The following is a 25,659-nucleotide window of genomic DNA, read 5'->3' as shown; positions in this document are numbered from 1 at the left end:
CCCATTTACTCCTTCTTCGTCACCGTTAACTCCGGCTCTTGTGTTGCCGTGGCGTTTAATAAGAAGTTATAGGTAGCCGTTTCCGCAAAATTCATCCGTAAATTATCATTACTTGGTGCAATACGCAGTGGTACGCCAGGTGAAACGGTATTGCCAGCAGGTCCTGCGCCCATATTCACCGTAGCCCAATCACTCGATGCTACTTTGAATTCATAGTTACCGGCAGTAATACTAATATCGACACTATAAATGTTCGCACCAACATAGTTAAAGGCATTAGTTTCACCCCAGCCATTCATGCCGCCCCGTAAAAATACCGTGGTTGGGCCATACGGCACATATTCGCGTACCGTTAAGGTTGGTGCACTGGCGTTATTGGCATCTAACGTAAACACATAGGCCGATGTTTTTGGTATAGCAATCCGTAAATTATCGTTGCTTGCCGCAATCACTAAAGGCTCGCCTACCACAACCTGATTGCCAGCCGCTGCAGCGCCCATATTCACTGTTGACCAATCACTTGAAGCCACTTTAAATTCATAATTGCCTTGGTCAATATTAATGGTCGCAGTGTAAATACCCGCACCATCGTATGTGAACGCATTCGCTTCACCCCAGCCGTTAAAACCACCTCGAACAAAGACGTCGGTTGCAGCATAAGGCGGGATATCAGGCGCTCCCAAAGTAGCATCGGCCGCTAAGCCTGCACCTTGCGCCCCCATTTGAGTTTTCACAAATACGGCAATGGTTTGCGCAGGTACTGTAAAGGTGCCTTCGTTCGTTCCGGCACTGAAGCTGGCACTACGAACGGAGGTATCTACTGAGGCTTGCTGAATTGGGTGTAAATCAAAACCAGCCGCAGTGGGCACTGTATGTGATTGCTCGGTATCGGTACCATTGATCATCACTACGATGGCATCGTGCTGAGGATCTAAATCGGTTAACCCTAAACCATCGTCCAAGCTCATCACAATTACCCCTTGCTTCTGGGTGCGACCAATATTGTGGAAGCCGACGCGATCCATAACGGCTTGACCACTGGTTAAGCGGAACAAGGGGCTACTGCTACGGATACTTAAAAACTCTGCAAACACATCTGCGGCAAAGGTAATATCACGATTCTCAGGTGTGGTTTCTCGGTTTAAAAATAAACGCGCGATATTGTCCCAGTTGGCTTCGTTTTTCTCTGCCAGCGGTAAACCTACGGCCCAGTTATTCGTCTGATAGGTAAAATCAACAAAATTAAACCAATCGCCAGAATCGTAACTATCGCGATCCATCGATTTTGAACGTAAGAAATCCCCACCCAATTGTAAGAACGGAATACCTTGGCTCATCAACGGAATAGCGATAGCGATATTTTGCACCCGAACCCGCTCTGCCAATGTCATCTCTTGTGGCAGCTTGGCTTGCAAATTATCCCACAGCGTTTCGTTATCATGCTTAGAGACGTAGTTAATAATATCGGCGGGGGTTTCAGCATAGCCTGCGGCTTGACCATTCCAATTGGCGCTCACAGCTGGGCCAGTAATATCGCGATAGTTTTTAAATACGTAATCTTTTAAGGTACCCGCTAAGCTGATCCGCACAATATCTTGCTCGGCCAAATTGCCATCGTTGTTTACCCCACTAAACAAGGCTGCACTGCGCACCCCCTCACGAATACGATCGTTAAAGGTACCTACGCCACTGCCTGCCATATCTTGCTGTTTCGCTTGGGTAAATAAACGATTATTGGCAACCTCACCAAAGTTCCAGCCCTCACCATAGAAATACACATTAGGATCAATAGCTTGTACCGCTTCACGCGCTGCTAAAATTCCCTCTTTCGGGTGATGGCCCATAATATCAAAGCGGAAATCGTTAAAACCAAAATCACGCGCTAAGATGATTAACGAGTCTTTAATAAACTTATCAAACATCTTATGTTCAGTCGCCGTATTCTCGCAGCAGGTCGAACGCTCAATATTCCCGGTGTTTTCGTTGTAACGATGATAGTAGCCAGGGACTAACTTATCGAATACGGAATTATCGAATAATCCAGAACTGCTGGTGTGGTTGTAAACCACGTCTAAAGCCACACGCAGCCCCATATCATTTAAGGCTTTGTTCATGGCGCGCACTTCTTTGATCCGCGCTATACCTTCTGGGTTAGAGGCATAACTGCCTTCTACAGCAATAAAATGATGTGGATCGTAACCCCAATTAAAGCCATCGATGCTGCGCATCGATTGTACCAAGGCCTGAGCCTTTGACTCATAAGGCAAATAGCTTTCTAGCACAGCCTGAATGGTCGAATTGGCATTTTCTACACCGCACACAGGTGCTTGCGCATTTAACTGACATAAACGGGCAATGGTATCGGTGAGGTTAATCCGGCGAGTAGGATCTTCATTAATATTGGCCTGATCATTTAACGGTAACACATGGAAATGGGTTAAGCCGTTTTCAGCAAGTTTTTTCAAATGCTTAACTGGCGCAGAATCGACTTCGGCGAACGCTAAATATTTACCTCGATGCGGTGCTGGTGTGCTCATGTCACGAATACTGAAATCACGAACATGCCCTTCGTAAATCACGATATCGGTTGGATTCACAACCTCTGGAATCACGCGGGTAGCCCACCCTATCGGCTTGGTATCTTCGTCGTTTAAATCAACAAATTGACTAAAACGGCCATTAGTAGACACATTAACCGAATACGGATCTGTTGCTTCAGTCATTTCCACTTTGCGGGTTAATGGATGGTAAACCTCTGCCGCAAAACGATAAAATTGGCGATCGAGTGCACTACGTGCGCCCGTGTAATGCCACACACCGGTATCCGCATCCAAGGTCATGGTATGGGTTGCAGTTAGCGCTTTACTGCTGTTATACACTTTCAATTGCATGGTGCGAGCAGTGGGTGCCCAAACGGCCACTTTCACATTACTGCCCTCGTAACTAATACCCAGTTTTTCCGTTAGCGCACTGTCGGTACCACTTGCGTATAAATCGTCCAGCACCTTTGCCACTTGCACATACGACGCACTCACCAGTTCGTTGTCGCTGTTATAGGCAGCCAAAGCCAACTGGTTTTTCGCCATGGTTTTCGCTTCTCCCGCCGTAAAGTTCGCACTAAAGGCGGCGGCATTATTTAAATGCGGTACTAGGGCACGCTGTTGCTCATCCAACGCTATCGGTGTTAGCTCAATACTATTGCCACCTTCAATCTGATCGCTATTATTCACCTTTAAACCAGCATCGGTGGAGTAAAATAATTTCACACTCGGTGCGGTATCAGCCACTGGTGTATTCCATACAAAGGTATTGGCATCTAGCCAATGTGCAGATGCCCCTTGAATACTAACGCCCAGTGATACAATAGGAAATTCGTAAATACTGGTTACGCCAGAGAATACCCAGTTCATACGGGCAAAGTCTGGATCATCTTGTGATAATGGCATTTGCATATCTGGGCCAGGATCTTTACCCGCATCGTCGGTGCCAATATGGATGATAAAGTTACCACAAGCACCTTCCGTGCCCGCGTACCCAGGTTTTAATTCTAAAATCCAATAAGCGCCATAGTTTGGATCAACGCCATTGTATTGCAAACCATTATCCCAAGACGGCGCTATTGACGACGGTAAATAGGCATCACAATTCTCATTGTTCCATGTATGCAAGCGATAGCCATCATAAACGCCATCTTGTGGTCTCTTGTAAAACAGTACGGCTTGATTAGGACCCGCCTTTACTACCGGCGCTGGTGCATTGGGATCTTTACCCACCTGACACCCGTCATTGGTGGCATTAGGGAATTGCCCTTTGGGACATGAAAAGGCAGGAGGATCTATACAAGCGGAATTAGTTGGGTTCGGTACTTTTGGCAAGGTACAAGTCAGTAATGACGTACCTGGGGTGGTGGAATCGCCCCCACCGCAGCCATACAACAAGCCAGCCGCTAACGCTAGCCCGCTCAATTTGAGCATTTTCAGCATATTAAACATTATGTGCTTACTCCAAAATTATACTGGTGATTCCCGCAACCCCAGCAAGACGCTTGGCGGTTAGGGTCTCTGTGTCTTAGTCTGTTTGGTTAAAACGAATACACCGCACCTAAGAAATACTGACGCCCAAAATACTGCAGCGTACCCGTCATGGCTTGTTGGCCAAAATAACTCTTAGTAGGTTCATCGGTTAAGTTATTAACTTGAAACAACATTTTCAGGTTGTCGTTAAACTGATAACCAAACTGGAAGTCCAACACGAGTTCACTATCAAAATTGGTAATTTGCTCGTTAATCCCAACTTGACTGGATACAAAGGGCGAGCGATAGCGCGCGTTAATACGCGTATCAATACCTTCATATTCCCAAAACGCCGTAGCATTAACGACATTCTTGGATAACCCTTCAAAACTGGTTTCAAACGGTTCGCCACCCAAGCTATTGATTAGCGAGACTTCACTTTCGGTATAGGAGTAGCTTAATTGTGCGCCCAGCCCTGACCAGATACCGGGAAGCTCTTTAAATACTTGGGTCCAGGCAATTTCAGCACCGCGAATATAACCGCCGTTGCTATTATTGACCGCAGTAAACAACGAGCCATTGCGTGTTGCTACCGGCACACCCGATTCAATGTCAGGGATAATAAAGTCAGGCACAGGAAAACCCGCGGCTTTAAAATCAAACTCGGGTAACACATCGTCTTGGATAAAAGATTGGATATCTTTGTAAAACAGTGCAAAAGCGACCGCACCCGCCCCAAAGTAATACTCTAACGAGACATCGTATTGATTGGCTTCGAATGGCCGTAAAAACGGGCTATTCGAGCTATTACCGGTAATTTCACCCGTATCACTGATATTAAATGATGTGACCGAGGCTAAACGGTTTATCGGCGCCCGTGAAATCACTTTGGCCGAGGCAAAACGTAATTGCCATTCATCGGTTAAGGCCAAATTTAAATTAAGGCTAGGTAAGTGTTTAGTATACTTTTCACCTACAATATCAAAAGCATAACGCGTATTGATTAAACCAACATCATCAGCAATATTTTGGGCACCCCGTAATGGATCACCACCTACATCCGACAAATTGGTCGCACTTTGATCGGTTGTTACGCGGCGTACGCCGAGGTTACCAGTAAGCGGTAAACTAAACAGCTCAGTGTCGAGGTTTAGCATCACGTAGCTGGCCAGCACATCTTCATACACTTTGCCGCTTTCTAACACCGACCATGGCGTGTTGACATTAGAACTGGGATTGCCATTAATCACATCCGGATTACCCGCTCCCCAAGATTGCACAGGGCTAGGCACCCCTTGTGGAAACCACGCCGCCAATGCTTTGTCGAGATCAATAGCTAAATAGCTGGGGTACGCAGCAAAGTCACCCTTAAAGTTAACCACCTTGACCATGTCTTGGGTTAACCGTAATGGGGGTTGAGAGGTTAAGAAGGCGCCATCACTGCCGTATTCAAAAACGGAACGATCGTTTGAATAACGACGGGCAGAATAGCGCACGCCCATTTCCACCGAGCGTACCAGAGGTAATTCCAGATCAAAGCTGAGATCTAAGCGCGCCGCATTGACTTCATCAGAATTTACAAAAGGATAAATACCGTACTTGCTGACCATTAACCGATTAATATCGGAGAATGCCGCTGCCTGACTTAAACCAATCGCCGGTAAATTTAAACCATTTAATTGATAATTAATCGACACATTGGGATCGAGCACTGGCGTTGCTAGTGTGGCGTCTTGTGCCACTAAAGACCAGAGTAAACCATTGCGGAAATCGCTGCTGGCGCGCGAATGCGACACATCAAAGACCAAATTGATCTTGTCGTTAATATCCCAATCGGCTTTCACACCGTAACTATGCACTTCGTCGTAATCACGGTTATCATCGTTTACCACTTCTACGCGGGTAAAGCCATTGCGAGTGCGCCCAATATTGCCACCAATGACCGAGGATCCATTATAAATTGGATTTGTTATAGCGGCGGTAGCGCCTTCAAATTTAACCCGAAAACCACGGGCAAAGGCTTCCTTATCAAATTGCGAAATAAATACATCGCCTTTTAAACTAAAGGCATCGTGTGGTTGCCACTCTAACGATGCCAAATAGCCATTACGGGTTTCTTCACCGCCTAAATGCTGTATTTCAAAGCCTTCACTGATGTATTCGGGGGTGGTATTGTTATCTAAATCTCGACTGACGTTATACGCCAGGCCAATAAACTGCGTAGCAACACTGGGTTGATACAAACGAGCATAGCCTAAAGCCACTCCCAGCGTATCGTCTAGGTATTTACCTTGATAAGACAAACTGAAACGGTGCCCTACCTCTTCGCCATCGGGCACTTCGTTCGCGCGATCATTAAACATACCGCGTAAATTCGCGGTAAAGGTATGTTGCTGTTGGTTACTCAGCACGCTGGCCGTCTGTAATTCTACCGTACCCGCTACACCGCCCTCGATAAGCGACGCCTTAGGCGATTTATAAACAGCAGCTGAATTAATGAGCTCCGAGGGATATTGATCAAACTCAATATTGCGTTTGCCACTGGTTGACACCTGCTCACGGCCATTAAGGGTAGAAAATACAAAGCCCCCTGACATACCGCGAATATTAATTTCTGCCGCTTGGCCACCCGTTCGCACTGCAGAAATACCCGGCAACCGGGTAAGGGCATCAGCGATCGAGACATCCGGCAGTGCGCCAAGATCATCGGCCGAAATGGTTTCAGATACCACATCACCAAAGCGTTTGGTGTCTAAGGAACGAAATAAGCTTTGTGCAAAGCCCCGCACTTGAATCACTTCAATTTCGGCTTCTTCCTCAGGCGTGGTTGGATTATTTTGTTGTTGCTGTGCCAGCACTTGCGAGCTGGCACCTGCCGTTAGCATAGCTAACGACAGCAGACTAAGCCTAAACATAGTCATACCTTTTTTCCCCGTCTGTGTTTTTATTGTATTCACGGCCATGACAAGAGCATCATGGTGCAAACTGTTTGTTATCTGTGTAGTTATTAACCGTTACGGGGCTTTTCGCAATATGAATACGTATTCAAAACGAAAGTTAGGGTGCAACGTTCCCAGTATTAGCACAACCATGGTGCATTGTGGCAATTGCGATCAATTTCACCCGAGGACGCTTTGCAGTAAGCTTGGACAGTGGTATTTTGTAAGACAGTAAATAGCCTGGCTACAGGACCTGCATTTTGAATCTCGCGTTTGGCAAGCAATCGGTTTTTGTCCGTAATTTAGAACAACTATTAGCGAATTTTTATAGCCCCAATCAAGCGTGCTATTACCATTTTGCGCTGGATTTTTTTACCCACCAACAGGCGCGACAACAAAGCCTGCATCTGGCTGAATTAGCGTGGCAACAGGCACAACAGGCTGGAGCCAAAACAGAGGTATTACAAAAAACACGTAAAGTGTTTACTGATCTGCAGTTTGAAGACGAAAAGCAACGTATTCAACGCTGGAGTAGCTTAAAACAAGCCGCAGAAGCGCTGTTACAACTTAGCGAAGGCACACAAGCGAGCGAAACCTTAACATTAAGTGCCAGACTCTTGGGCGGGCTGCTTATTACTGCCACCGCCAAGCAGCGTAAAAATCTGCTAATTGAACATGCCTACAAGCCTTGCTATAGGGCGCTACTCACCTTGCGCCTGTTAGAAGATTTACTCCAGCAAAAAATCCTTAAAGAACCGCTGTGGCAAGAATGGTACGAAAATAGAAATTTGGCCGCGCCAGAAAGTTGCCCTTATCGCCAACAATTGCAATTACCTGTGGTGATGGCCTGTATTATTCAACACTCTGGTCAACTGGATATAAATGCACAAGCTATTCTAAATGAGCACGATATTAGTGCCAAAACAGAACGTACGTTGAGTAGTGAGGAGCGTGCCCGTTATATTGAATTTGCCAAACAAGGTAGCTTGGCATTTTTACAGCTTGGCCTTGGCGAATTACCGGCGCGTGGCGGAAACCGCGAGCAACGCGAGCAACAAAGCCAATTGCAAAAACACACTCAAACCCAATTACAACGCTTTTTGACGGCGAGCACCGAAACGCCTTTAGGCAGTTTGTTTAAAGTGCCGCAAGCCTATGCGTCAATAGTGCTGCCCGCCCGCACCCGTTACAACTATGATGCATTGCCTCGTGCGGCATTATTATTAAAAGAAGCCGTGCACCGAGCCGAATACCATGCGGTATTAGTGGATCGCCTTTTCCGTTTGATGGGCTTATTTCCGCAGGGATACGGCGTGGTATATACCCCCTTGGGCGATGATGGCAAACCACAGCTTAAGTACGAGTTTGCTATTGTGAACAGCCTGTATCCTGAAAAGCCAGAGCACCCCGGATGCCGCGTCGTCAGCCGCAATCAGCAATATCGTAATACCGGGTATAATATCAACTTAAGTACCGAGCTTAACTTGTACTTTAAACCCGCTCGCGATCGCTTAAAATTGCTGCCTGAAAAACGCTTAAAAGAACTGTTAAACGCGCTGTACCAAGATGGCGAGGCCCAGTACGCACAAAAACTGCTACCCCATTGCTGGCAACCCGATAACTTTTTTAGCGTACCCGAAAACCAAAACCTCTGGCACAGCGCCGAGCAACGTAAAAACTAACACGGCGCCGTGGTGGAGTATCACCTTTGGCTATTGTTGAGCTTGCTGGGCTTGCTGCACCTGTTGCAAAAACGCCTGGTGAGAGGGTAATTTTGCCGCTGTACGCTGCATAATGAGCTTAATATCACCTAAAAAGCCGTTTAATTGTGCAGCAGTAAGCTGATCCGCCAAGGGGTGATACTGTTGGGGCAGAACATTTTGCCCTAACATCACCTGCTGCCAGGCCACTTCTGTAAATAACTCGTCTTGTTGGCGAAACACCGCGGCCGATTGCTGGAACAACGCAATACGCTGTGCCAATGAATCGGGTAATGCCATGCTACGGCAATACTGCCACAAGCCATTATCATCACGTTGGTTTAAGCAATAATGCAAAATAATGAAATCGCGGATGGCTTCAAATTCTTGTTGCGATTGCTGATTATAGTTTTGTCTTAATGCCGCCATATCGTGGCTGGCAGGGAAAGATTGCACTAACCGCACAATAGCACTTTGAATAAGATGGATACTGGTCGATTCTAACGGTTCTAAAAAGCCACTCGATAAGCCAATGGCGACGCAGTTTTGCTGCCACTGTTGTTTACGCCGCCCTGTAACAAAACTAATTTTACGCGGTTCCGCCAGCACCTCAGCATCAAGATTCGTAAGTAAGGTATGCCGCGCCGCGTTATCATCCAAATACTGGCTACTGTATACCAAGCCATTGCCTGTTCGATGCTGAAGGGGAATACGCCATTGCCAACCACCCGCATGCGCAATAGAACGGGTATAGGGTAAAATAGGCTGACGTGCGGCTGTAGGCACAGCTAACGCACTGTCACAGGGTAACCAATGCTGCCAATTTTCATAGCCAACATTAAGTTCCTGACCAATTAACAGCGCACGAATACCTGAGCAATCAATAAATAAATCAGCACTGAAGGTTTGCCCATCTGCCAACGTTACGCTGGCGATGTCGCCAGCAGGTGTCTTGCTCACTGCCGCAATAGTCCCTTCGCTTCTAATCACCTGTAAACGTTCACTATAACGTCGCAAAAAAGCCGCGTATAAGCCCGCATCAAAATGATAAGCATGAATCAGCCCCTGTAAAGGCGTATTCGGAATCTGCGCCAAGGGTTGGTATTTACCGCTTCGTGCAGCCTGATAATTGAGCGAATAATCCCAAAAACTGCTGTTATCGCCACGCGCTCGCGCGGCTAACCAATAATGATGAAAAGAGGTAAATCCCAGAGGCTTCCCAATAGGACCAAAGGCATGCATATATTGCTCGCCAAGCTTGCCCCAATTTTCAAATTGAATGCCTAATTTAATACTGCCTTGAGTTGCCGTTAAAAACTCAGCCTCATTAATACCCAGCGCCGCATTAAAATGCTGTATGGCAGGAATCGTTGCTTCGCCTACGCCTACAGTGCCGATAGCATCCGATTCGATTAATCGAATATGCAGTTGTGGCCCCATTACTCTGGCTAGCATCGCTGCCGTCATCCAACCGGCTGTCCCCCCGCCGACAATCAATACACGGCGAATGGCGGTTTGTTGCGTCATGTTCTGTCTCCAATAAAAAAAGCCCCTGACGATGCACGAGAGCAGCAGGGGCATTTTAAAACCGATTTAACGCAGTGCCTAGCAATGATCGCTAAGCACGTTACGTGACCGATATTAGAACTTGTACGACAAACCTGCCATGTACGAACGACCGTAACGTTGTGATTCAATCACACGGCGGCTATCGTCACCTTCAACGCGTACAAACGGTTCGTCTGTGATGTTGTTGGCTTGCAGTAACAAGGTTAACCCTTCGTATCGACCTGAGAAGCTGTAGCTTACTTGGGCATCAACCACAGTTTCGGCTTCAATCATGCGTAAATCACGACCATTACCAAAACCAGATATTTCGCCTAAGAAATCTGAACGGTAACGACTACTTACCCGTGCAGAGAAGCCATCTAACTCGTAATAGAACGTTAAGTTAGCGACTTTTTCTGACAAGCCTGGCAGCGGTGTTGACGGATCATTTGGATTAGACTGAATATCGCTGTCTGTCCATGAACCGGTTAATACGGCACCAAAGTTGTCTAAAATTGGGGTAATCATGCTACCGCTGGCCGACAAGGTGAATTCTAGACCATTGATACGACCACCTTCACCGTTTTGTGGAGTCGTGGCAATACCTTGGTTAATCACTGGCACTTCACCACCTGATGGGAAGCCGGTAAAGTCTTGAATAACGCGCTGATCGTAGATATAGCTTTCTAAATCTTTGTAGAACGCAGCAATGGCCATATAGCCTTTGCTATCGTCAAAGTATTGCTCGTAAGAAATATCTAATGAGTTAGCTATCCATGGACGTAACGCTGGGTTACCGCCGCCAGCGCTCCAGGGTGAATTTTGCTCTGGAGTTGCCTGCGCATTGTTTAATGCCGGATTAAAGCTGTAATCTTGGCTAGCACGTAATTGATCCATCCGCGCACGCGCCATAGTACGCGCTAAACCAACGCGGACATACTTACCCGTACCTACTTCAAAGTTCAGGTTTAAGCTTGGTAAGAATTCCCAGTATTTATCGCCACCATCTAAGCGGAACGACGACACATTAATCCCTGTACCTGATGCCGCTAATGCAAAAGAAGACTGATCGGTATGAACAATTTGCGTCCCTACATTACCAGTTACCGGGATATCGCCAACACGGCTATTGATCCCCAGTTTTACGTAAGTAGTGATCACGTCTTCTTCAACGTTCCAATCTTTGATTAAGACGTCTGCATTAGGATTACGCACACGAACTAAGGCACCACTGTCCACTAATTCTCTTGGATCGTAACTCACCATGCCGGCAATACCGAAAGCACTTAAGCTAGTGGTACCCGCGATATTTGGGATTGGAGCTGAACGCGCGCCATTGGGTAAGGCTAAGAAAAACTCGTTCGCTTTTTTGTCTTTTTCACGATTGCTATAATTAACGCCCACTTCTAACGAATCGAAGTTATCACCTTCCAGCATGGTGATGGCGCTTAAACGCACTTGGTTTAAATCATCAGTAATGGCGGGTGAATTGTAATAACCTAACTGACCACCAGGGATAATATCACCACCCCAACCTTGTGGGCTGGTTAACAAAATTAAACTCGGATCGGCATAGTTTAACGTTGAATTAAATACTGCGCCACGCGGCCCCATACCAAAAGACAGATTGTCTAATGCACCCATGCCTGCAGGGCCAGTACCGGCGTCAGATTCTAAAATTAAATCGGTACGATCTAATGATGAGTGGTTAACGTCAACCGTAGCTTGCCAGTTATCGGCTAACTTAAACTCGTTTTTCCAGCCTAACGAGAACAGCTCGCTTTCACGGTAGTTACCATGGTTGCGCACAATCCCTTTTACGCCAGTGTAACCACCTGAGGTGACAAGACCGTCTTCAACGATTGGATTAACCAAAGGCGCGCCGCCCCAGAACAACGGTAATTCAATAAAACTGGTACGCTGCGTTTCGTCAAACTGTGAATAATAGAAATCCACCGTGCTGCTGTAATTGTCGTTTGGCTTGTATTCAAAGACACCAATAAAGCCATCACGCTCTAACAAATTAGAATTGGCAAACACCTTGGCGCCACCAATCACTTTGTCACCCGTTGGTGTATCTGCATAACCCCAGGCTTCGAAACGTTCAATTTGTACAGGGTTAGACATATTCGCATAGCCTAAGGCCACACCGATGGTGTTATCCGCGAATTGGTCAATATACGAAATACTGAAACGTTTACCTGTATCATCAGCACCCGCATTTAACGCTTCAATTTGGCTCCACTCATAACGCGCATTTAACGCAATGGTGCGTTCGCCATGGGCTAACGGACTCACCAAACGCATATCTGCAGTACCGGCTAAACCTTGGCCTAATAAGGCTGCATCTGGCGTTTTGTATACGACAACGCCGCTTAATAGCTCTGATGGGTATTGATCAAATTCTACACCGCGGTTATCGCCAGAGCTTACTTGCTCACGGCCGTTTAATAAGGCGGTAGAAAAATCCGGTGCTAAACCGCGGATACTAATGACCTGACTACGGCCATTTAAACGTTGCGCAGTTAAACCCGGTAAACGTGCTAAAGATTCGGCAATACTTACGTCAGGTAATTTACCAATGTCTTCCGCAGAAACGGCTTCAACAATGGAACTATTGAACATTTTAATGTTCTGAGACTCTTGTAAGCTGCGACGAAAGCCACGTACTGAAATAACTTCTACGGCTTCTTCCTGTGCTTGCTGTGTTTCAGTTTCAACGGCTTCTTGTGCAAAAGCCAAAGAACCTGTACCCGCTGCTGCCAATGCTAATGTCAGCATACTGAGTTTAAATTTATTCATAACCCTATCTACCCCGGTCTGTTGTTGTTTTACCGCTGCAAAATCCGTAAGCCTCGCTGAAAGTTCTCAACTTCGGTTTCGCCATGCTCATTTATTAAACTTATTCGAGCATCATCTCAACATGAATACGTATTCATAACTAAAAAGACGCACAGACAGGGTGCAAACTAGAGGTATTCTGCACTATTGTTGTGCGCAATTGAGAAGGCAAGCACTGCACGCTCTATTTTTAATACCGGATAGCGTTGCCCACAAATAAGTAAAAATGCGGCTTTTTGCACCGAAATAAACTGCATACGTATGCAGCATGTTTCCTATTTGCAGGGGGCTGTTTATGCTTGTCTGAAATAGCGCCAAGCAAAAATAACAGGCAGCCCAAACCGCAGGCCGCCCAGATAGCAGGTGAGATATGGAACAACTGAAACAGCTCGCGCATTTAGCGGGCTTGCAAGAGAGTTATGTGCATGCAAATGGACACACCGAACATATTGCACTGCCTATTCAGCAGGCTATTTTGCGTGCAATGGGGTTTGATTTAAGCAGTGAACAACACATTGCCAACCATATTCAACAGTTACAACAGCAACAATGGCTAGAGCGCTTAGCGCCTGTGCAAGTGTGTACTGAAGGTAATACCCTTATCGTTCGTTTACAATTGTCCGCAAATGACGCAAGCAGCGAATGGCAATGGGTAATCACCCAAGAACAGGGGGGCGTGCTGCAAGGCGAGGTGCTACTTCAACCTAAAGATATCGTGGCGCAATATGACGGGGCTGAAGGCACTATCTTAGCTTTTGACGTGCCACTTACTGCGGCATTAGCCGCAGGCTATCATCAGCTAACGCTTACAGATGGTAAGCAACGCCTGAATCAACAGATTATCATCAGCCCCGCGCGCTGTTTCCAATTACATGATAGCGCGATTTTGCATAAAACCATGGGCCCGGCGATTCAGCTGTATGCTGTTCGTTCTTCGCGGAACTGGGGGATGGGCGACTTTGCTGACTTAAAAAATATGGTGGCGCCACTTGCAGCTCAAGGCAATGACTTTATTGGCTTAAATCCGCTGCATGCGTTATACCCACTGCTTCCTCAAGATTGTAGTCCATACAGTCCAAACAGTCGGTTATGGCTCAATACCCTGTACGTTGCTTTAGATGAGACACTCGAATTTATGCACTGCGCGGCAGCGCAACACCTCGTCGCCAGTGAGCGCTTTCAACAACAATTATCACATTGCCGTGCCGCCAGCGATGTCGACTATCCCGCCGTCGCCGCGTTAAAAGCAGAAGTTGCTGAGCTACTGTATCAACATTTTGTGCAACAGGAATTAGCACAGAATACCGCTAGAGCACGGATGTTTCGTGATTTTGTGCAAGAAGGTGGCGCCAGCTTACAGCAAATGGCTCTGTTTAAAGTGTTGCAAGGTCATTTATTCTGGCAAGATCACAGTATGGCGGCCTGGCAAAACTTCCCTGCAGCCTATCAAACCCCCGATAGCCCGGCAGTTAAACAATTTGCTGCAGAACATGCCGCACAGATTGAACAACATCTCTATTTGCAATGGTTAGCACAACAGCAATTAGCTGATGTAAAAGCAGAATGCCGTAAACAAGGTATGGCGATTGGCTTGTATTGTGATGTGGCGGTAGGAACGAGCCGCAGTAGTGCCGAAAGTTGGGCGGCGCCTGAAGACTTTTTACTGGATCTCAGCGTTGGGGCGCCGCCAGATATTATGGCACCGAAGGGCCAGAATTGGGGATTATTAGCCTATAACCCTGTTACGCTGCGTCAAAAAGCGTTTCAACCTTTTATTGCTTTGATCCGCGCGAATATGCGCAACGCAGGTGCATTACGTTTAGATCATGTGATGGCCTTGTTGAGACTCTGGTGTTGTCCGCTGGGCGCGGATGCGACGCAAGGTGCCTATATTGGTATGCCTGCTGAAGCCTTGTTTGCCATACTCGCCTTAGAGAGCCAGCGTAATCATTGTATTGTGATTGGCGAAGATTTAGGCACCGTGCCTGTGGCGATTAGTGAGCTGATGCAGCGTTATCAAGTGTTATCGTATCGCGTATTTATGTTAGAACAGAAACAGGGGAGTTATCAGCATCGGGATCAAACCTATCCGCCACAGGCGTTAGCGACAGTGACTACCCATGATATGCCTACCCTGATTGGTTTTTGGCAAGAGCACGATTTAGCTTTACGGCATAAGCTCGATCTCTTTCCAAGCCCTGCTGTAGCAGACAATTTACATAATCTACGCAAAGACGAAAAACAGCTTTTACAACAACATCTTCGTTTGGTAGTGCCTGATGCAGCAAGCTTAGTTAAAGCCTGCCATTTGTATACTGCGGCCACGCCGGCGCAGTTATTTGCTTATCAATTAGAAGATTTAGTGCTGTTAGATACCCCAGTGAATATTCCTGGCACTAGCACTGAGTACCCCAATTGGCGTCGTAAGTTACCCGAAAATATTGACACCATTTTACAACGCGGCGACGTGTTGCAACTTATGGCTGAGATAAAACACGCGCGACAATAATACTTAGAGCCGGCGCTTGCGCCGGCTATTTTTGCCCTTGCTCAGCGGCTTAGCCCTAATGACTGCTACTTTCCCTAGTTGCACCCTCTGTCCCTGTTTTCCTGTTTTCCTGTTTTCCTATTTTCCTGTTTATCCCATGTTCTCTGTTGCACTTAATACGCCTGTTATTCTTGCTACGCCAAATTGCATCCTATTTACCCTTATTATCTACAACGTTATGGCAGCGCATTTAACGCTTTCATGTGCAAGCGACGTACTTTTTCTAACAGGGCTTTTGCTGAATATGAAAAAAAGCAAAAAGGTAACGTATTTTGACAACTTCCCTATCGCAGTAAGCTTACTACAATGAGGTCGAAAGGCTGAAAAGTTATACAGTAACCGCCTGTAAAAAACTGCTCACCCTCTAAACAAACCATACTGCCGAGACATTCTAATAACGTGCCCTAAAGACAGTGTTTCGGCCCAATTGTTTGATACACATAATTATTAAAAAATTCTCAAGGGGACATACATTCAATGAAACACCCAGCAGCGTTACCCCGTTCGAGCCATGCCCCTGCGGCAGGCAGCAGAACTGCTTTATCCCAGCGTTTTTTTAGCAAAACCCTCCTCGCCAAAACCATCTCAGTCCTACTGGCCAGTGCCGCCGGACTACCCGCTTACGCCCAAGAAGCGGCAGCAGATGCCGATACCGAGACAACCGGTGTCGAAGTGATTATGGTGCGCGGTGTGCGCTCCAGTATGCAAGAGGCCGCCTCCATCAAGCGTTTATCGATGGGTGTAGTGGATGCTATTTCGGCTGAGGACATTGGTAAATTTCCAGATACTAACTTAGCAGAATCATTGCAACGGATTACGGGTGTTTCGATAAGCCGTAATAATGGCGAAGGCGCTGAGGTCACCGTACGCGGCTTTGGTGCTGACAATAATATGGTCACGCTAAATGGCCGCACTATGCCATCAGCCACTACTTATGGTGCAGGCTCTGGCGCTGACGGCTCAACCCGAGGGGGTAGCTCAAGGGCATTTGATTTCTCAAATTTAGCCTCTGAAAGTATTCGTGCCGTAGAAGTGTATAAAACCGGTAAAGCCAATATTGCAACCGGCGGGATTGGGGCCACGTTAAACGTAAAAACCGCACGGCCTTTGGATACGCAAGAAACGGTTGCTAGCGTTGGGATTAAAGGGGTACACGATACCACCAACCGGACGGGCGCAAACATAACGCCCGAGCTGTCTGGCATCTTCAGCCATACATTAGATGATGGTAAATTTGGCGTAAGCTTATCAGCTAGCCATCAAAAGCGTGATTCTGGTTATACCGGAGCTACCGTCAATGATTGGCAAGTCGCCTATTGGGATGATATTGCTGATCCTGATCGTACTTGGAATAATGAAAACACCCAGGTGATTAATGCCCCTGCGCAAGGACAGTTATACGCGCGACCGAATGATATTCGTTACGCCTTTTCTAACACAGAACGTGAGCGTGACAATGCCCAACTGACGCTGCAATTTCGCCCCCGCGATAACTTTACCGCCACAGCAGATTATACCTTTGCAGAAAATAATTTAGTGGAACACCGCGGTGAAGTAGGCAACTGGATGCAAACGGGCGGTAACACCCGCGTCGTAGAGTTTGACAATAACACGGTGAAAATCCCCTCTTATATTCAGGAAGTCTATTCTGGTGCAGTGGATGAAGGGTATGAGCAACAATGGCGAGAACAAACCAACACCTTGAAGTCTGCTGGTATCAATTTTGAATACCAAGTGAATGATTCTCTTACCCTATTATTAGATGGCCACAGTTCAGAAATGTATAGCCGTGGCACTGGACCGCGCAACTCTGGTGAATTGGCCGTGGGCTTAGGCGCGCCTATTGTTACCTCTCGCGAGTGGTTTTTTGGTTCGACTTTACCCACTTACCAAAACGTGTATGACGACAGAACACCGGGTAAAGGCGCCAATGCCAACGGCATAGTCGATGCTGGAGATGTTGGGTCATCGATTGCGCGTATTCGTAATGCCAGCCAAGAAAGTAAAATTAAACAGCTTAAGCTGGACGCGGTGTATGAGCTAAACGATGGGCGTTTTGACTTTGGTGCTGAGATGCGAAAAATGGAATCGCGCTCTATTCAAACTGCGGGCAATAACATTGCGCTGGGTAACTGGAACGTTAATAACCCTGGCGAGTTTGGCGATTTAATTCAGCCTTTCGATTTACCTGGGGAGTTTAAAGATTATCCGGTTAGAGCAGGCGGCTATGGATTTATTGCCGATCCACGAGCCCTTTATGATGCGGCGTTGGCGCTGTATCCAGGTATCCCAACCAGCGTAGAAAGCGCATTATCCTTTGATAATATTGTACAAGAAGACACCATGGCGGTGTATTTTCAAGTAGCCTTAGGCGGCGAGCTAGGTGGTATGCCTTTTGACGTGCTAACCGGTTTACGCTATGAAAAAACCGAGTCTGAATCAAGCTCGTTGGTCAGTCCCGTATACTTCCAATGGGAAGATAACAACGATATTTATGCCTATGTGGATTCATCTGTACCGCCTATGCCGGCGAATGCTAAAAACGATTATGATTATTTATTACCTAGCTTAGATGTCAGCTTACATTTAAGCGACGATCTCATCAGCCGTTTCTCGTTTAGCAAAACCATTGCCCGCGCTGGTTTAGGTAATTTAGGCGTATCGGCTTCTAACTTTGGCGGCGGCGGCGGTTCTACCTTGCTCGGTGCCCAGCCCACCGCGAATGCTTCAAATCCAGCGCTACTGCCGTTAGAGTCGACTAACTATGATATGTCGTTAGAATGGTATTACAATCCCTTTAGTTATATGTCGGCCGGCGTCTTTCAAAAAGATGTGGTTAACTTTATTGGTAGCCGCCAAGTCGATCAGCCCTTACTCGGTATTAGAGATGTCACAGGCGGTCCACGTGCATTAGCTGCAGCGCAAGCGGTTCGCGATGCGGGCTTCCCATTAGACGATACCTATTTATTTGCCATGATGGCATTTAACGAGTACCGCAATCATCCTGATATGATTGCCCGCTATGGTGCCAATCCACAATTTACCGGTACGCAAGAGCAAATTGATTTCTTAGCCAGTAATCCAGGCTTTGATTTACGGGCAACCGATGCCGACCCAGAAATGATATTCCGTACCAATACGCCAGATAACAATCGTGCGGCGAAGATATACGGCGCTGAGTTTGCCATTCAGCACTTCTTTGGCGAGAGCGGTTTTGGCGCACAAGCTAACTACACCATTGTGCGCGGCGACATTGGGTTTAACAATAACGCCGATCCGAATCAATCGCAGTTTGCCTTGCTTGGGTTAAGTGACACCGCAAACTTAATTGGTATTTATGAAAAAGATAGCTGGCAAGCGCGGATTGCCTGGAACTGGCGTGATAAATACTTAGCTGAAATTAACAAAGGCGGCTCGAATAACCCGCGTTACGAAGAGGCTTACTGGCAGATTGATGTGAACGTGAGTTACGATATAAATCCGCAGTTCACTGTTTTTGCAGAAGTGATTAACTTAACAGGTGAAAACAGTCGCTCGCATGCTCGGAATGAGGCCATGATGTGGTATTTAACGGAGCTAGGACCACGTTATCAATTAGGCCTACGTTACGATTTTTAAGCTAGGATAGACTCACTGGCCGGGTTATTGGCGGCCAATCAGTCGTAAGGTATGACATCAGCACAAACTAAACAGGTATTAAATGGGTTTAGTTTGTGCTATCAAATCCTGCTTAAAGCCACTCGATAGGAGCTCTAGATGAGCCAGTTTCAACTATTGAATAATCTTGATCATCATCAGACGAAAGTGCGACATTATTTCAGCACACACTATGGCGATAACCTCAGCAGTATTCCGGTTTTCCCTACCGAATTTTTAGCGCTGCAGCATGAATACCCGCTTGTTGTAAGACACAATGCCGACACAAACAGCTTTTATGCCGTGGCATTACTCGGCTTGGCTGCCGATGAAAATCTCTATCTCGATAGCAACGCACCCTATGGTTGGGATGCACGCACAATCCCAGCCATGTTAGCGAAAGGTCCATTTCGTATTGGTTTTCAACAACACGGCGCGCACCGTGAGCCGGTAGTCCATATCGATTGCCAACACCCTAAAGTTAGCATACAAGATGGCCAGCCATTGTTTCTAGCAGAAGGGGGGAACAGCCCGTATTTGCTGCATATCACTGCGCTATTAGATCGCATTCAGCAAGGATTGAGCCTGGCTCCCTCGCTGTTTAACACCCTGCAACAATGGCAATTATTGCAACCCATTAATATTGATTATGAACTGCATAATGGTGAAAAACATCGTTTAACCGGTAATTACAGTATCGATGCCGATGCCTTGGCCGCATTATCAAGCACAGCGCTAGCGTCTTTACATAGCGCAGGGTTTTTGCAGCTTGCCTTTGCGATGCTAAACTCGATGTTTCATATTTCTGACCTGATTGAACGCAAAAACCAACGGTTATTGGCGGCAAACACATATCATGCCACCTAATCTTACACCGTGTCGGATCATCACAGATTGCGAACCGAACCAGATCCCGGCAGAGATATTGCAAAGTGATCAACCTGTTGTACTCAAAGGCTTAGTTCGTGATTGGCCTTTGGTTACTCTGTCTAGTGCTGGTCCAAGTAAAGTGGCTGCGTATTTACGGCATTATTACAACGGCCAAGCAACGCAAATATTTCAAGGCGAGCCTCAACATAAAGGCCGTTACTTTTATAATGATGATGCGACCCAGCTTAACTTCGATATTCGCTTAGGGCAGATCACCGAGGTATTGCAGTCGATGTTAGACTGGTATGAGCTGGCTGCGCCCCCGTCAATTTATGTTGCCTCTAATTTACTTCGAAGTCATTTTCCAGACTTACCCGATCACCAACGTTTACAGATACCAGGCGCCGTTGCAGGTGAGTTCATTACGCCCGATCGCGTAAGTATTTGGTTAGGTAATCGGTCTGTGGCAGCATGCCATTTCGACACTTCTGAAAATATCGCCTGTTGTATCATGGGGCAGCGACGTTTCACGTTATTTCCACCTGAGCAAATTGCCAACCTGTATCCAGGCCCGATGGCACCGACGCCAGGGGGGCAAATGATCAGTATGGTCGATTTTGATCAACCCGATTTAGATCGCTTTCCACATTTCCCCGATGCTATGGCCGCGGCCTACGTTGCGGAATTAGACAGCGGTGACGCATTGTATTTACCCAGTATGTGGTGGCATCAGGTAGAGGCATTATCGCCGTTTAATATCCTTATTAATTATTGGTGGAGCCGCGCACCGCGCTACACCGGTTCGGGTATGACCCTGCTTTACCACGCCTTACTCTGTTTGCGGGATAAGCCGCCGCATGAGCGCAAAGCGTGGCAAGCCATCTTGAATTATTATATTTTCGACGCCCCCGAACATGCTGCGGCGCATATTCCCCCGGCTGCGCAAGGCGTATTAGGTCAGTTGGATGAGTTACACGCACGGCAACTTCGCGCAATGTTATTAAACCAGCTAAATCGCTAATCTAAAGGAGTTTTTTGTGCAAACGCTTACCCAAAACCCTCAACCTGCTACAACATCCGCTGTAAAAACCGTTGTAATTGCTGGAGGAGGCACAGCCGGTTGGGTTGCCGCAGCCGCGTTATCAAAACGTTTGAAAGGCTTAGTCAAGGTTGTGCTAGTGGAGTCGGCTGACATTGGCACCGTCGGCGTAGGTGAATCCACTATCCCGCCAGTACAGCTATTTCACAATTTACTCGGTATTGATGAACAAGCGTTTATGCGCGCGACGCATGCAACCTTTAAATTAGGTATTTCGTTTGAGCATTGGGGACAGCAAGGCGATCGTTATATCCATCCTTTTGGTAAAACAGGACAAGGCAGCTTTTTAGCCGATTTTCAGCACTATTATCTGCATGGTTTACAGCACGCCATAACCGCGCCATTAGGTGAATATTGTTACGAGCATCAGGCGGCGGCTTCAGGTAAATTTGCCAAAACTGAACAGGCCGCACTAAGTTATGCCTATCACATCGATGCTGGGCGATATGCCCGATTTTTGCGCGAATTTAGTGAAGCGCAAGGCGCAGTAAGAATTGAAGGAAAAATTACACACGTTCAACAACAGGTGAATGGAGATATCCGTGCACTTATCTTAGAGAGCGGCCAAGAAATCAGCGGCGATCTCTTTATCGATTGTACGGGTTTTCAGGCGTTATTAATTGAGAAAACGCTGCAAACCGGTTTTGAGCGTTGGGATCATTGGCTACCCTGCAATAAAGCGGTCGTGGTACAAACTGAATGTGGCGCTACGCTCCCTCCCTACACTCGGGCTATTGCTCATGACAGCGGCTGGCGTTGGCAAATTCCCCTGCAGCATCGTATGGGCAATGGTTTGGTGTATGCCAACGATTTTTTAAGTGACGAACACGCACAACAACGCTTACTAACCAGTATGGATACACCCACCGTGACATCACCGCGCATGCTGCATTACCAAAGTGGACGCAGGAAGAAGTTTTGGCATAAAAACTGTGTGGCACTAGGATTGTCTAGCGGGTTTATAGAACCTCTGGAATCGACCAGTATTTACTTATTTATGAATGGCGTTATTCGTTTATTACGCTTATTTCCGTTTGATGGCATGGCACAACCGCTCATTGATGAATACAATCAACAATCCATTAGCGAATTGGAAAAAATCCGAGACTTTATCATTTTGCATTATCATCAGACTGAACGAAACGATAGTCCGTTTTGGCAGTATTGTAAAAATATGCCCATTCCCGATTCTCTCGCTCACCGCATCGCCTTATTTCGTGAAAATGCCCATGCCTTTCAAACTGGCGAAGAACTCTTCCGATTGGAATCGTGGACACACGTGATGTTGGGGCAACGGCTACAACCGCAAAGTTATCACAAATTAGTAGCAGCATTATCTCCGCAGGATCTGAAACACCATCTGCAACAGATCCGCGAAACCATTCAAGGCGCAGTGTCTAGATTACCGGCGCATCGCGACTTTATCCGCCAATATTGTCAAGCACAGCCCAGCTGATCTCGGGTTGCTCGCAGCCTTATTTAGTTTGGCTTAAGCGTTGCGGTAAAAGGCGAGGCTGGCAAACCTGCAGTATTATACAATACTGCGTCAGGGTTATCGGCCCACGCATAGCGTACTTGGGTTGGTGCGCTCACCTGAGGGTGCGATAACCGAAGCTGATAGGCTTGTGGCGACGGATCGTGGGACGATGATGTGCTTGACACGAATACGCGTTGCGCCCAATAAAATTTATTATCGGCCCCTGCGATAGCAAAACTTTGGCCTTCTCCTTTTAGCTGCAAGGCGTGATCAAACGTCAGTACTAACGCGTTCCCTTCTGCCTGCATTGTCTGTAATTGTGGCCCTTGGTAGAGTAGGTTTTCATTCAATACTACTGCTCTTGCGGCTAACGCCAAACGTTGCCCAAGGGTTTTCTTATCTACCGGATGAATATCATTCCATTCACCGGTATCAATGGCCACGACCATTGCAGTATGTGGCATATCCAATGCCTGACGTTGCGCTTCGCGTAGTCCAGCCCAATGGCTGTCGGATGGCGCAGATGTTTTTTCCAAGTAGTTGGCTAATTGTACATATAAAAAAGGCAATTCAGGTTGCTGCCACTGCGTACGCCAATCGCGGATCAGCGCTCGAAAGCGTGCTGCATACTCGGGATAGCGCCCAACATTAGACTCACCTTGATACCAAATGACACCTTTGATTGGCAGAGACGTTAAAGGCGCCGTTAGACCATTAAACAACCCCAACGGTTGCCAACGAATAAAGGTATCGCTCGGCAACATTTCGGCACGCGCAGCCGTTTGCATACGCCATATGCCATTTAGGGGAATGGACTGCTCATCGGTTCCCAACCAATAGGGTTTATCAGGCATCAAGCCAGTTTTCCCCTGAGTGGACGTGATTCGAACAGCAATTAGGTTTGCGCCCGCCTGAAGTACGCCAGTCGGCACGGTGTAACGCCTAGGCGGATATTGATAGGTGGTATTACCGATAAGCTGACCGTTTATATATACCTCATCGGCATCTACAATAGAACCTAAGCGCAGCGTATCGGCATTGTTGGCTTGTTCAGCACTTAGCATAACGGTTTTTCGTAACCACCAGCTCCCCGTAAAGGCGTTAGTTTGAAAACCTGGCACCGTAAAGGTGGGCCACTGACTGTCATCAAAATGGGGGGCATACCATGGCTTATCAGGGTTTAACCCGGGATCACGTTGTTGTAAATCACCATACCAGCGGGCATTTTTCGCCTGATCGTCTGCGGTGATACGTGCCCGCAAGGCCGGATCGCGAAAGCGCTTTGCCTCAGCTAAGGCGTCGGGAAAAGCTTGCAACGCCTCTTCACTTAACCACGCTTCGATGGGTGAGCCGCCTAAAGCATTATTTAAAATCCCAATAGGCACACCATTATGTTGGTATAAATCGCGCGCAAAGTAATAGGCCAGTGCAGAAAAATCATGAATCGTTGCTGGGCTGGCAAGCTGCCATCTACCGCTACTAACATCGTGTTGCGGCGCGTCAAAATTATACTCTTGGGGCACCGTAAATTGGCGGATTTGTGGATAGGTAGCCTGCTGTAGATCATCGGGGTATGCCTCAGCCAATCGTGCCATAGGCATCTCCATATTAGATTGCCCAGACGCTACCCAAACATCACCAAAGCAAACATCGATTATGTCGAGTCGCTGCTTCCCCTGCAGAGTAAGCTGGTGGCCGCAGCCCGCTTTTTGCGCGGCTAAGGCCAGTTGCCAACGACCGTTTTTAGGGAGGCTTTCACCCACTAAGACATCATTTAAATACACCGTTACCGTCTCATCCGCATCGGCCCAGCCCCATAATGAGATCGTTGTATCACGCTGTAATACCATATGATCACTGATCAATTTTGGTAAACGGATATCGGCGTCCACTCTGGGGCTATACCCAACCAATACAAGGCTCAATACAAGACTTGCCTGAGCAAAACGAATAAGCGGTATTGCTGCCATACTGCCTCCGCGTTATCGACGATAAGGGCTGATCATCTTGATGCGCCCCTGCTCGTCATACTCTAGTGGTGTCATTTTTACCGAACGTAGATGCGTTACCCCTTCAGACAATATCGAATCATGGTAAAACAAGTACCAGGTGCCATTAAACTCACAAATAGAATGGTGTGTTGTCCAGCCAACGACCGGCTCTAAGATCCGGCCTTGATAGGTGAAGGGGCCATAAGGGCTGTCGCCCATCGCATAACAAATAAAATGTGTATCACCTGTCGAGTAGGAAAAATAATATTTCCCCTGATATTTATGCAACCAAGACGCCTCAAAAAAGCGCCTGTCGGTATCGCCTGCTAACAAGGGCTTGCCGTGCTCGTCTAAAATCACAATATCGCGTGGGGCTTCGGCAAATTCCAACATTGTATCAGTGAGTTTGGCCACTTTGGGGCAAAGGGCGAGTTCCGTTGCACTCGGCTCGGCATAGTGTTCGCCAAATTGATTATTGCGATATTCTTGTAACTGCCCCCCCCAGATCCCGCCAAAATACAGATAATAACTGCCATCATCATCCGCAAACACGGCTGGATCGATTGAATAGCTGCCGGCTATGGGCAAAGGCTGCGCTTTAAAAGGTCCGGTTGGGCAATCACTAACGGCAACACCAATCTGAAAACGCCCAGCCGCATTCTTAGCTGGGAAATAAAAATAATAGCTATCGCCTTTTTTCGTTGCATCTGGCGCCCACATTTGTCGCTCTGCCCATGGCACATCAGCAATATGTAAAGCTACCCCATGATCAATTGTAGATGCGCCGGGGTGATCCAGAGATAACACATGATAATCTTCCATACCAAAATGATCACCGTTGTCATTAAACGGAATACCGGCTTCGATATCGTGTGAAGGATAGATGTAAATACGACCATCAAACACATGTGCTGACGGATCTGCCGTATAGATATGCTTAACCAATGGGGCGGAAATGGCCTTATCTTGCACGTCTTTATAATCAATGTCTGACATA

At 47.1% G+C, this 25,659-nt stretch carries 13 protein-coding genes; 6 read left to right on the top strand and 7 right to left on the bottom strand.

Translation table 11 applies throughout. The annotated features are described in order from the left end of the window. Positions 1-5 precede the first annotated feature (5 nt). Both pulA and IE070_RS08165 read right to left on the bottom strand, forming a co-directional pair. A complete protein-coding gene (gene pulA, locus IE070_RS08170; RefSeq protein ID WP_189482308.1) occupies positions 6-3,992 on the bottom strand; it encodes a pullulanase-type alpha-1,6-glucosidase in 3,987 nt (1,328 codons plus the stop codon). Positions 3,993-4,081: 89 nt separating this feature from the next. Further along, positions 4,082-6,934 (bottom strand): TonB-dependent receptor, encoded by a 2,853-nt coding sequence (locus tag IE070_RS08165; RefSeq protein WP_189482307.1) that lies wholly within the window; start codon positions 6,932-6,934, stop codon positions 4,082-4,084. 278 nt (positions 6,935-7,212) lie between these two features. Here IE070_RS08165 and IE070_RS08160 point away from each other — a divergent pair, with 278 nt between their 5' ends. Beyond that, a complete protein-coding gene (locus IE070_RS08160; RefSeq protein ID WP_189482306.1) occupies positions 7,213-8,634 on the top strand; it encodes a hypothetical protein in 1,422 nt (473 codons plus the stop codon). Between the two features lie 30 nt (positions 8,635-8,664). On the opposite strand, the gene IE070_RS08155 is transcribed toward IE070_RS08160, so the two are convergent. The 3 genes from IE070_RS08155 to IE070_RS16700 form a co-directional block, all read right to left on the bottom strand. After that, positions 8,665-10,179 (bottom strand): tryptophan halogenase family protein, encoded by a 1,515-nt coding sequence (locus IE070_RS08155; RefSeq protein ID WP_189482304.1) that lies wholly within the window; start codon positions 10,177-10,179, stop codon positions 8,665-8,667. Between the two features lie 114 nt (positions 10,180-10,293). After that, positions 10,294-13,002 carry a TonB-dependent receptor gene (locus IE070_RS08150; protein ID WP_189482302.1) on the bottom strand — a complete coding sequence of 903 codons (2,709 nt, stop codon included), beginning with the start codon at positions 13,000-13,002 and terminating at the stop codon, positions 10,294-10,296. 167 nt (positions 13,003-13,169) lie between these two features. Next, positions 13,170-13,298: a hypothetical protein gene (locus tag IE070_RS16700; protein ID WP_268247349.1), complete on the bottom strand. Its 129-nt coding sequence runs from the start codon at positions 13,296-13,298 to the stop codon at positions 13,170-13,172. 113 nt (positions 13,299-13,411) lie between these two features. Between IE070_RS16700 and malQ the strand changes: the two genes are divergently transcribed. From malQ to IE070_RS08125, 5 genes are all read left to right on the top strand, one after another. After that, positions 13,412-15,550, top strand: a complete 2,139-nt coding sequence (gene malQ / locus IE070_RS08145; protein ID WP_189482300.1) for a 4-alpha-glucanotransferase — start codon at positions 13,412-13,414, stop codon at positions 15,548-15,550. Positions 15,551-16,066: 516 nt separating this feature from the next. Further along, positions 16,067-19,207 (top strand): TonB-dependent receptor, encoded by a 3,141-nt coding sequence (locus tag IE070_RS08140; protein WP_189482298.1) that lies wholly within the window; start codon positions 16,067-16,069, stop codon positions 19,205-19,207. Between the two features lie 138 nt (positions 19,208-19,345). After that, positions 19,346-20,092, top strand: coding sequence for a SapC family protein (locus IE070_RS08135; RefSeq protein WP_189482296.1), 747 nt, complete (start codon positions 19,346-19,348; stop codon positions 20,090-20,092). Beyond that, positions 20,082-21,116, top strand: coding sequence for a cupin-like domain-containing protein (locus tag IE070_RS08130; RefSeq protein ID WP_189482294.1), 1,035 nt, complete (start codon positions 20,082-20,084; stop codon positions 21,114-21,116). Before IE070_RS08135 ends, IE070_RS08130 begins: the two co-directional genes overlap by 11 nt. Positions 21,117-21,132: 16 nt before the next feature. Next, a complete protein-coding gene (locus IE070_RS08125) occupies positions 21,133-22,650 on the top strand; it encodes a tryptophan halogenase family protein (protein ID WP_189482292.1) in 1,518 nt (505 codons plus the stop codon). Positions 22,651-22,673: 23 nt separating this feature from the next. Here the strand turns inward: IE070_RS08125 and IE070_RS08120 are convergent, their stop codons facing one another. Continuing rightward, on the bottom strand, positions 22,674-24,641 hold the full coding sequence (locus IE070_RS08120; protein WP_189482291.1) for a sialate O-acetylesterase: 1,968 nt from the start codon (positions 24,639-24,641) through the stop codon (positions 22,674-22,676). 12 nt (positions 24,642-24,653) lie between these two features. Next, positions 24,654-25,658, bottom strand: a complete 1,005-nt coding sequence (locus IE070_RS08115; protein WP_189482290.1) for a glycoside hydrolase family 43 protein — start codon at positions 25,656-25,658, stop codon at positions 24,654-24,656. Between the last annotated feature and the right edge of the window lies 1 nt (position 25,659).

The organism is Alishewanella tabrizica, from assembly GCF_014652375.1.
GTDB classification, from domain to species: domain Bacteria; phylum Pseudomonadota; class Gammaproteobacteria; order Enterobacterales; family Alteromonadaceae; genus Alishewanella; species Alishewanella tabrizica.
This window is presented reverse-complemented; position numbering and strand designations above follow the sequence as displayed.

Excerpts from the sequence above, each read along its gene's own strand:
- pulA (WP_189482308.1), bottom strand. The coding sequence starts at position 3,992 with ATGTTTAATATGCTGAAAATGCTCAAATTGAGCGGGCTAGCGTTAGCG.
- IE070_RS08165 (WP_189482307.1), bottom strand. The coding sequence starts at position 6,934 with ATGACTATGTTTAGGCTTAGTCTGCTGTCGTTAGCTATGCTAACGGCA.
- IE070_RS08155 (WP_189482304.1), bottom strand. The coding sequence starts at position 10,179 with ATGACGCAACAAACCGCCATTCGCCGTGTATTGATTGTCGGCGGGGGG.
- IE070_RS08150 (WP_189482302.1), bottom strand. The coding sequence starts at position 13,002 with ATGAATAAATTTAAACTCAGTATGCTGACATTAGCATTGGCAGCAGCG.
- IE070_RS16700 (WP_268247349.1), bottom strand. The coding sequence starts at position 13,298 with ATGCAGTTTATTTCGGTGCAAAAAGCCGCATTTTTACTTATTTGTGGG.
- malQ (WP_189482300.1), top strand. The coding sequence starts at position 13,412 with ATGGAACAACTGAAACAGCTCGCGCATTTAGCGGGCTTGCAAGAGAGT.
- IE070_RS08140 (WP_189482298.1), top strand. The coding sequence starts at position 16,067 with ATGAAACACCCAGCAGCGTTACCCCGTTCGAGCCATGCCCCTGCGGCA.
- IE070_RS08135 (WP_189482296.1), top strand. The coding sequence starts at position 19,346 with ATGAGCCAGTTTCAACTATTGAATAATCTTGATCATCATCAGACGAAA.
- IE070_RS08130 (WP_189482294.1), top strand. The coding sequence starts at position 20,082 with ATGCCACCTAATCTTACACCGTGTCGGATCATCACAGATTGCGAACCG.
- IE070_RS08120 (WP_189482291.1), bottom strand. The coding sequence starts at position 24,641 with ATGGCAGCAATACCGCTTATTCGTTTTGCTCAGGCAAGTCTTGTATTG.
- IE070_RS08115 (WP_189482290.1), bottom strand. The coding sequence starts at position 25,658 with ATGTCAGACATTGATTATAAAGACGTGCAAGATAAGGCCATTTCCGCC.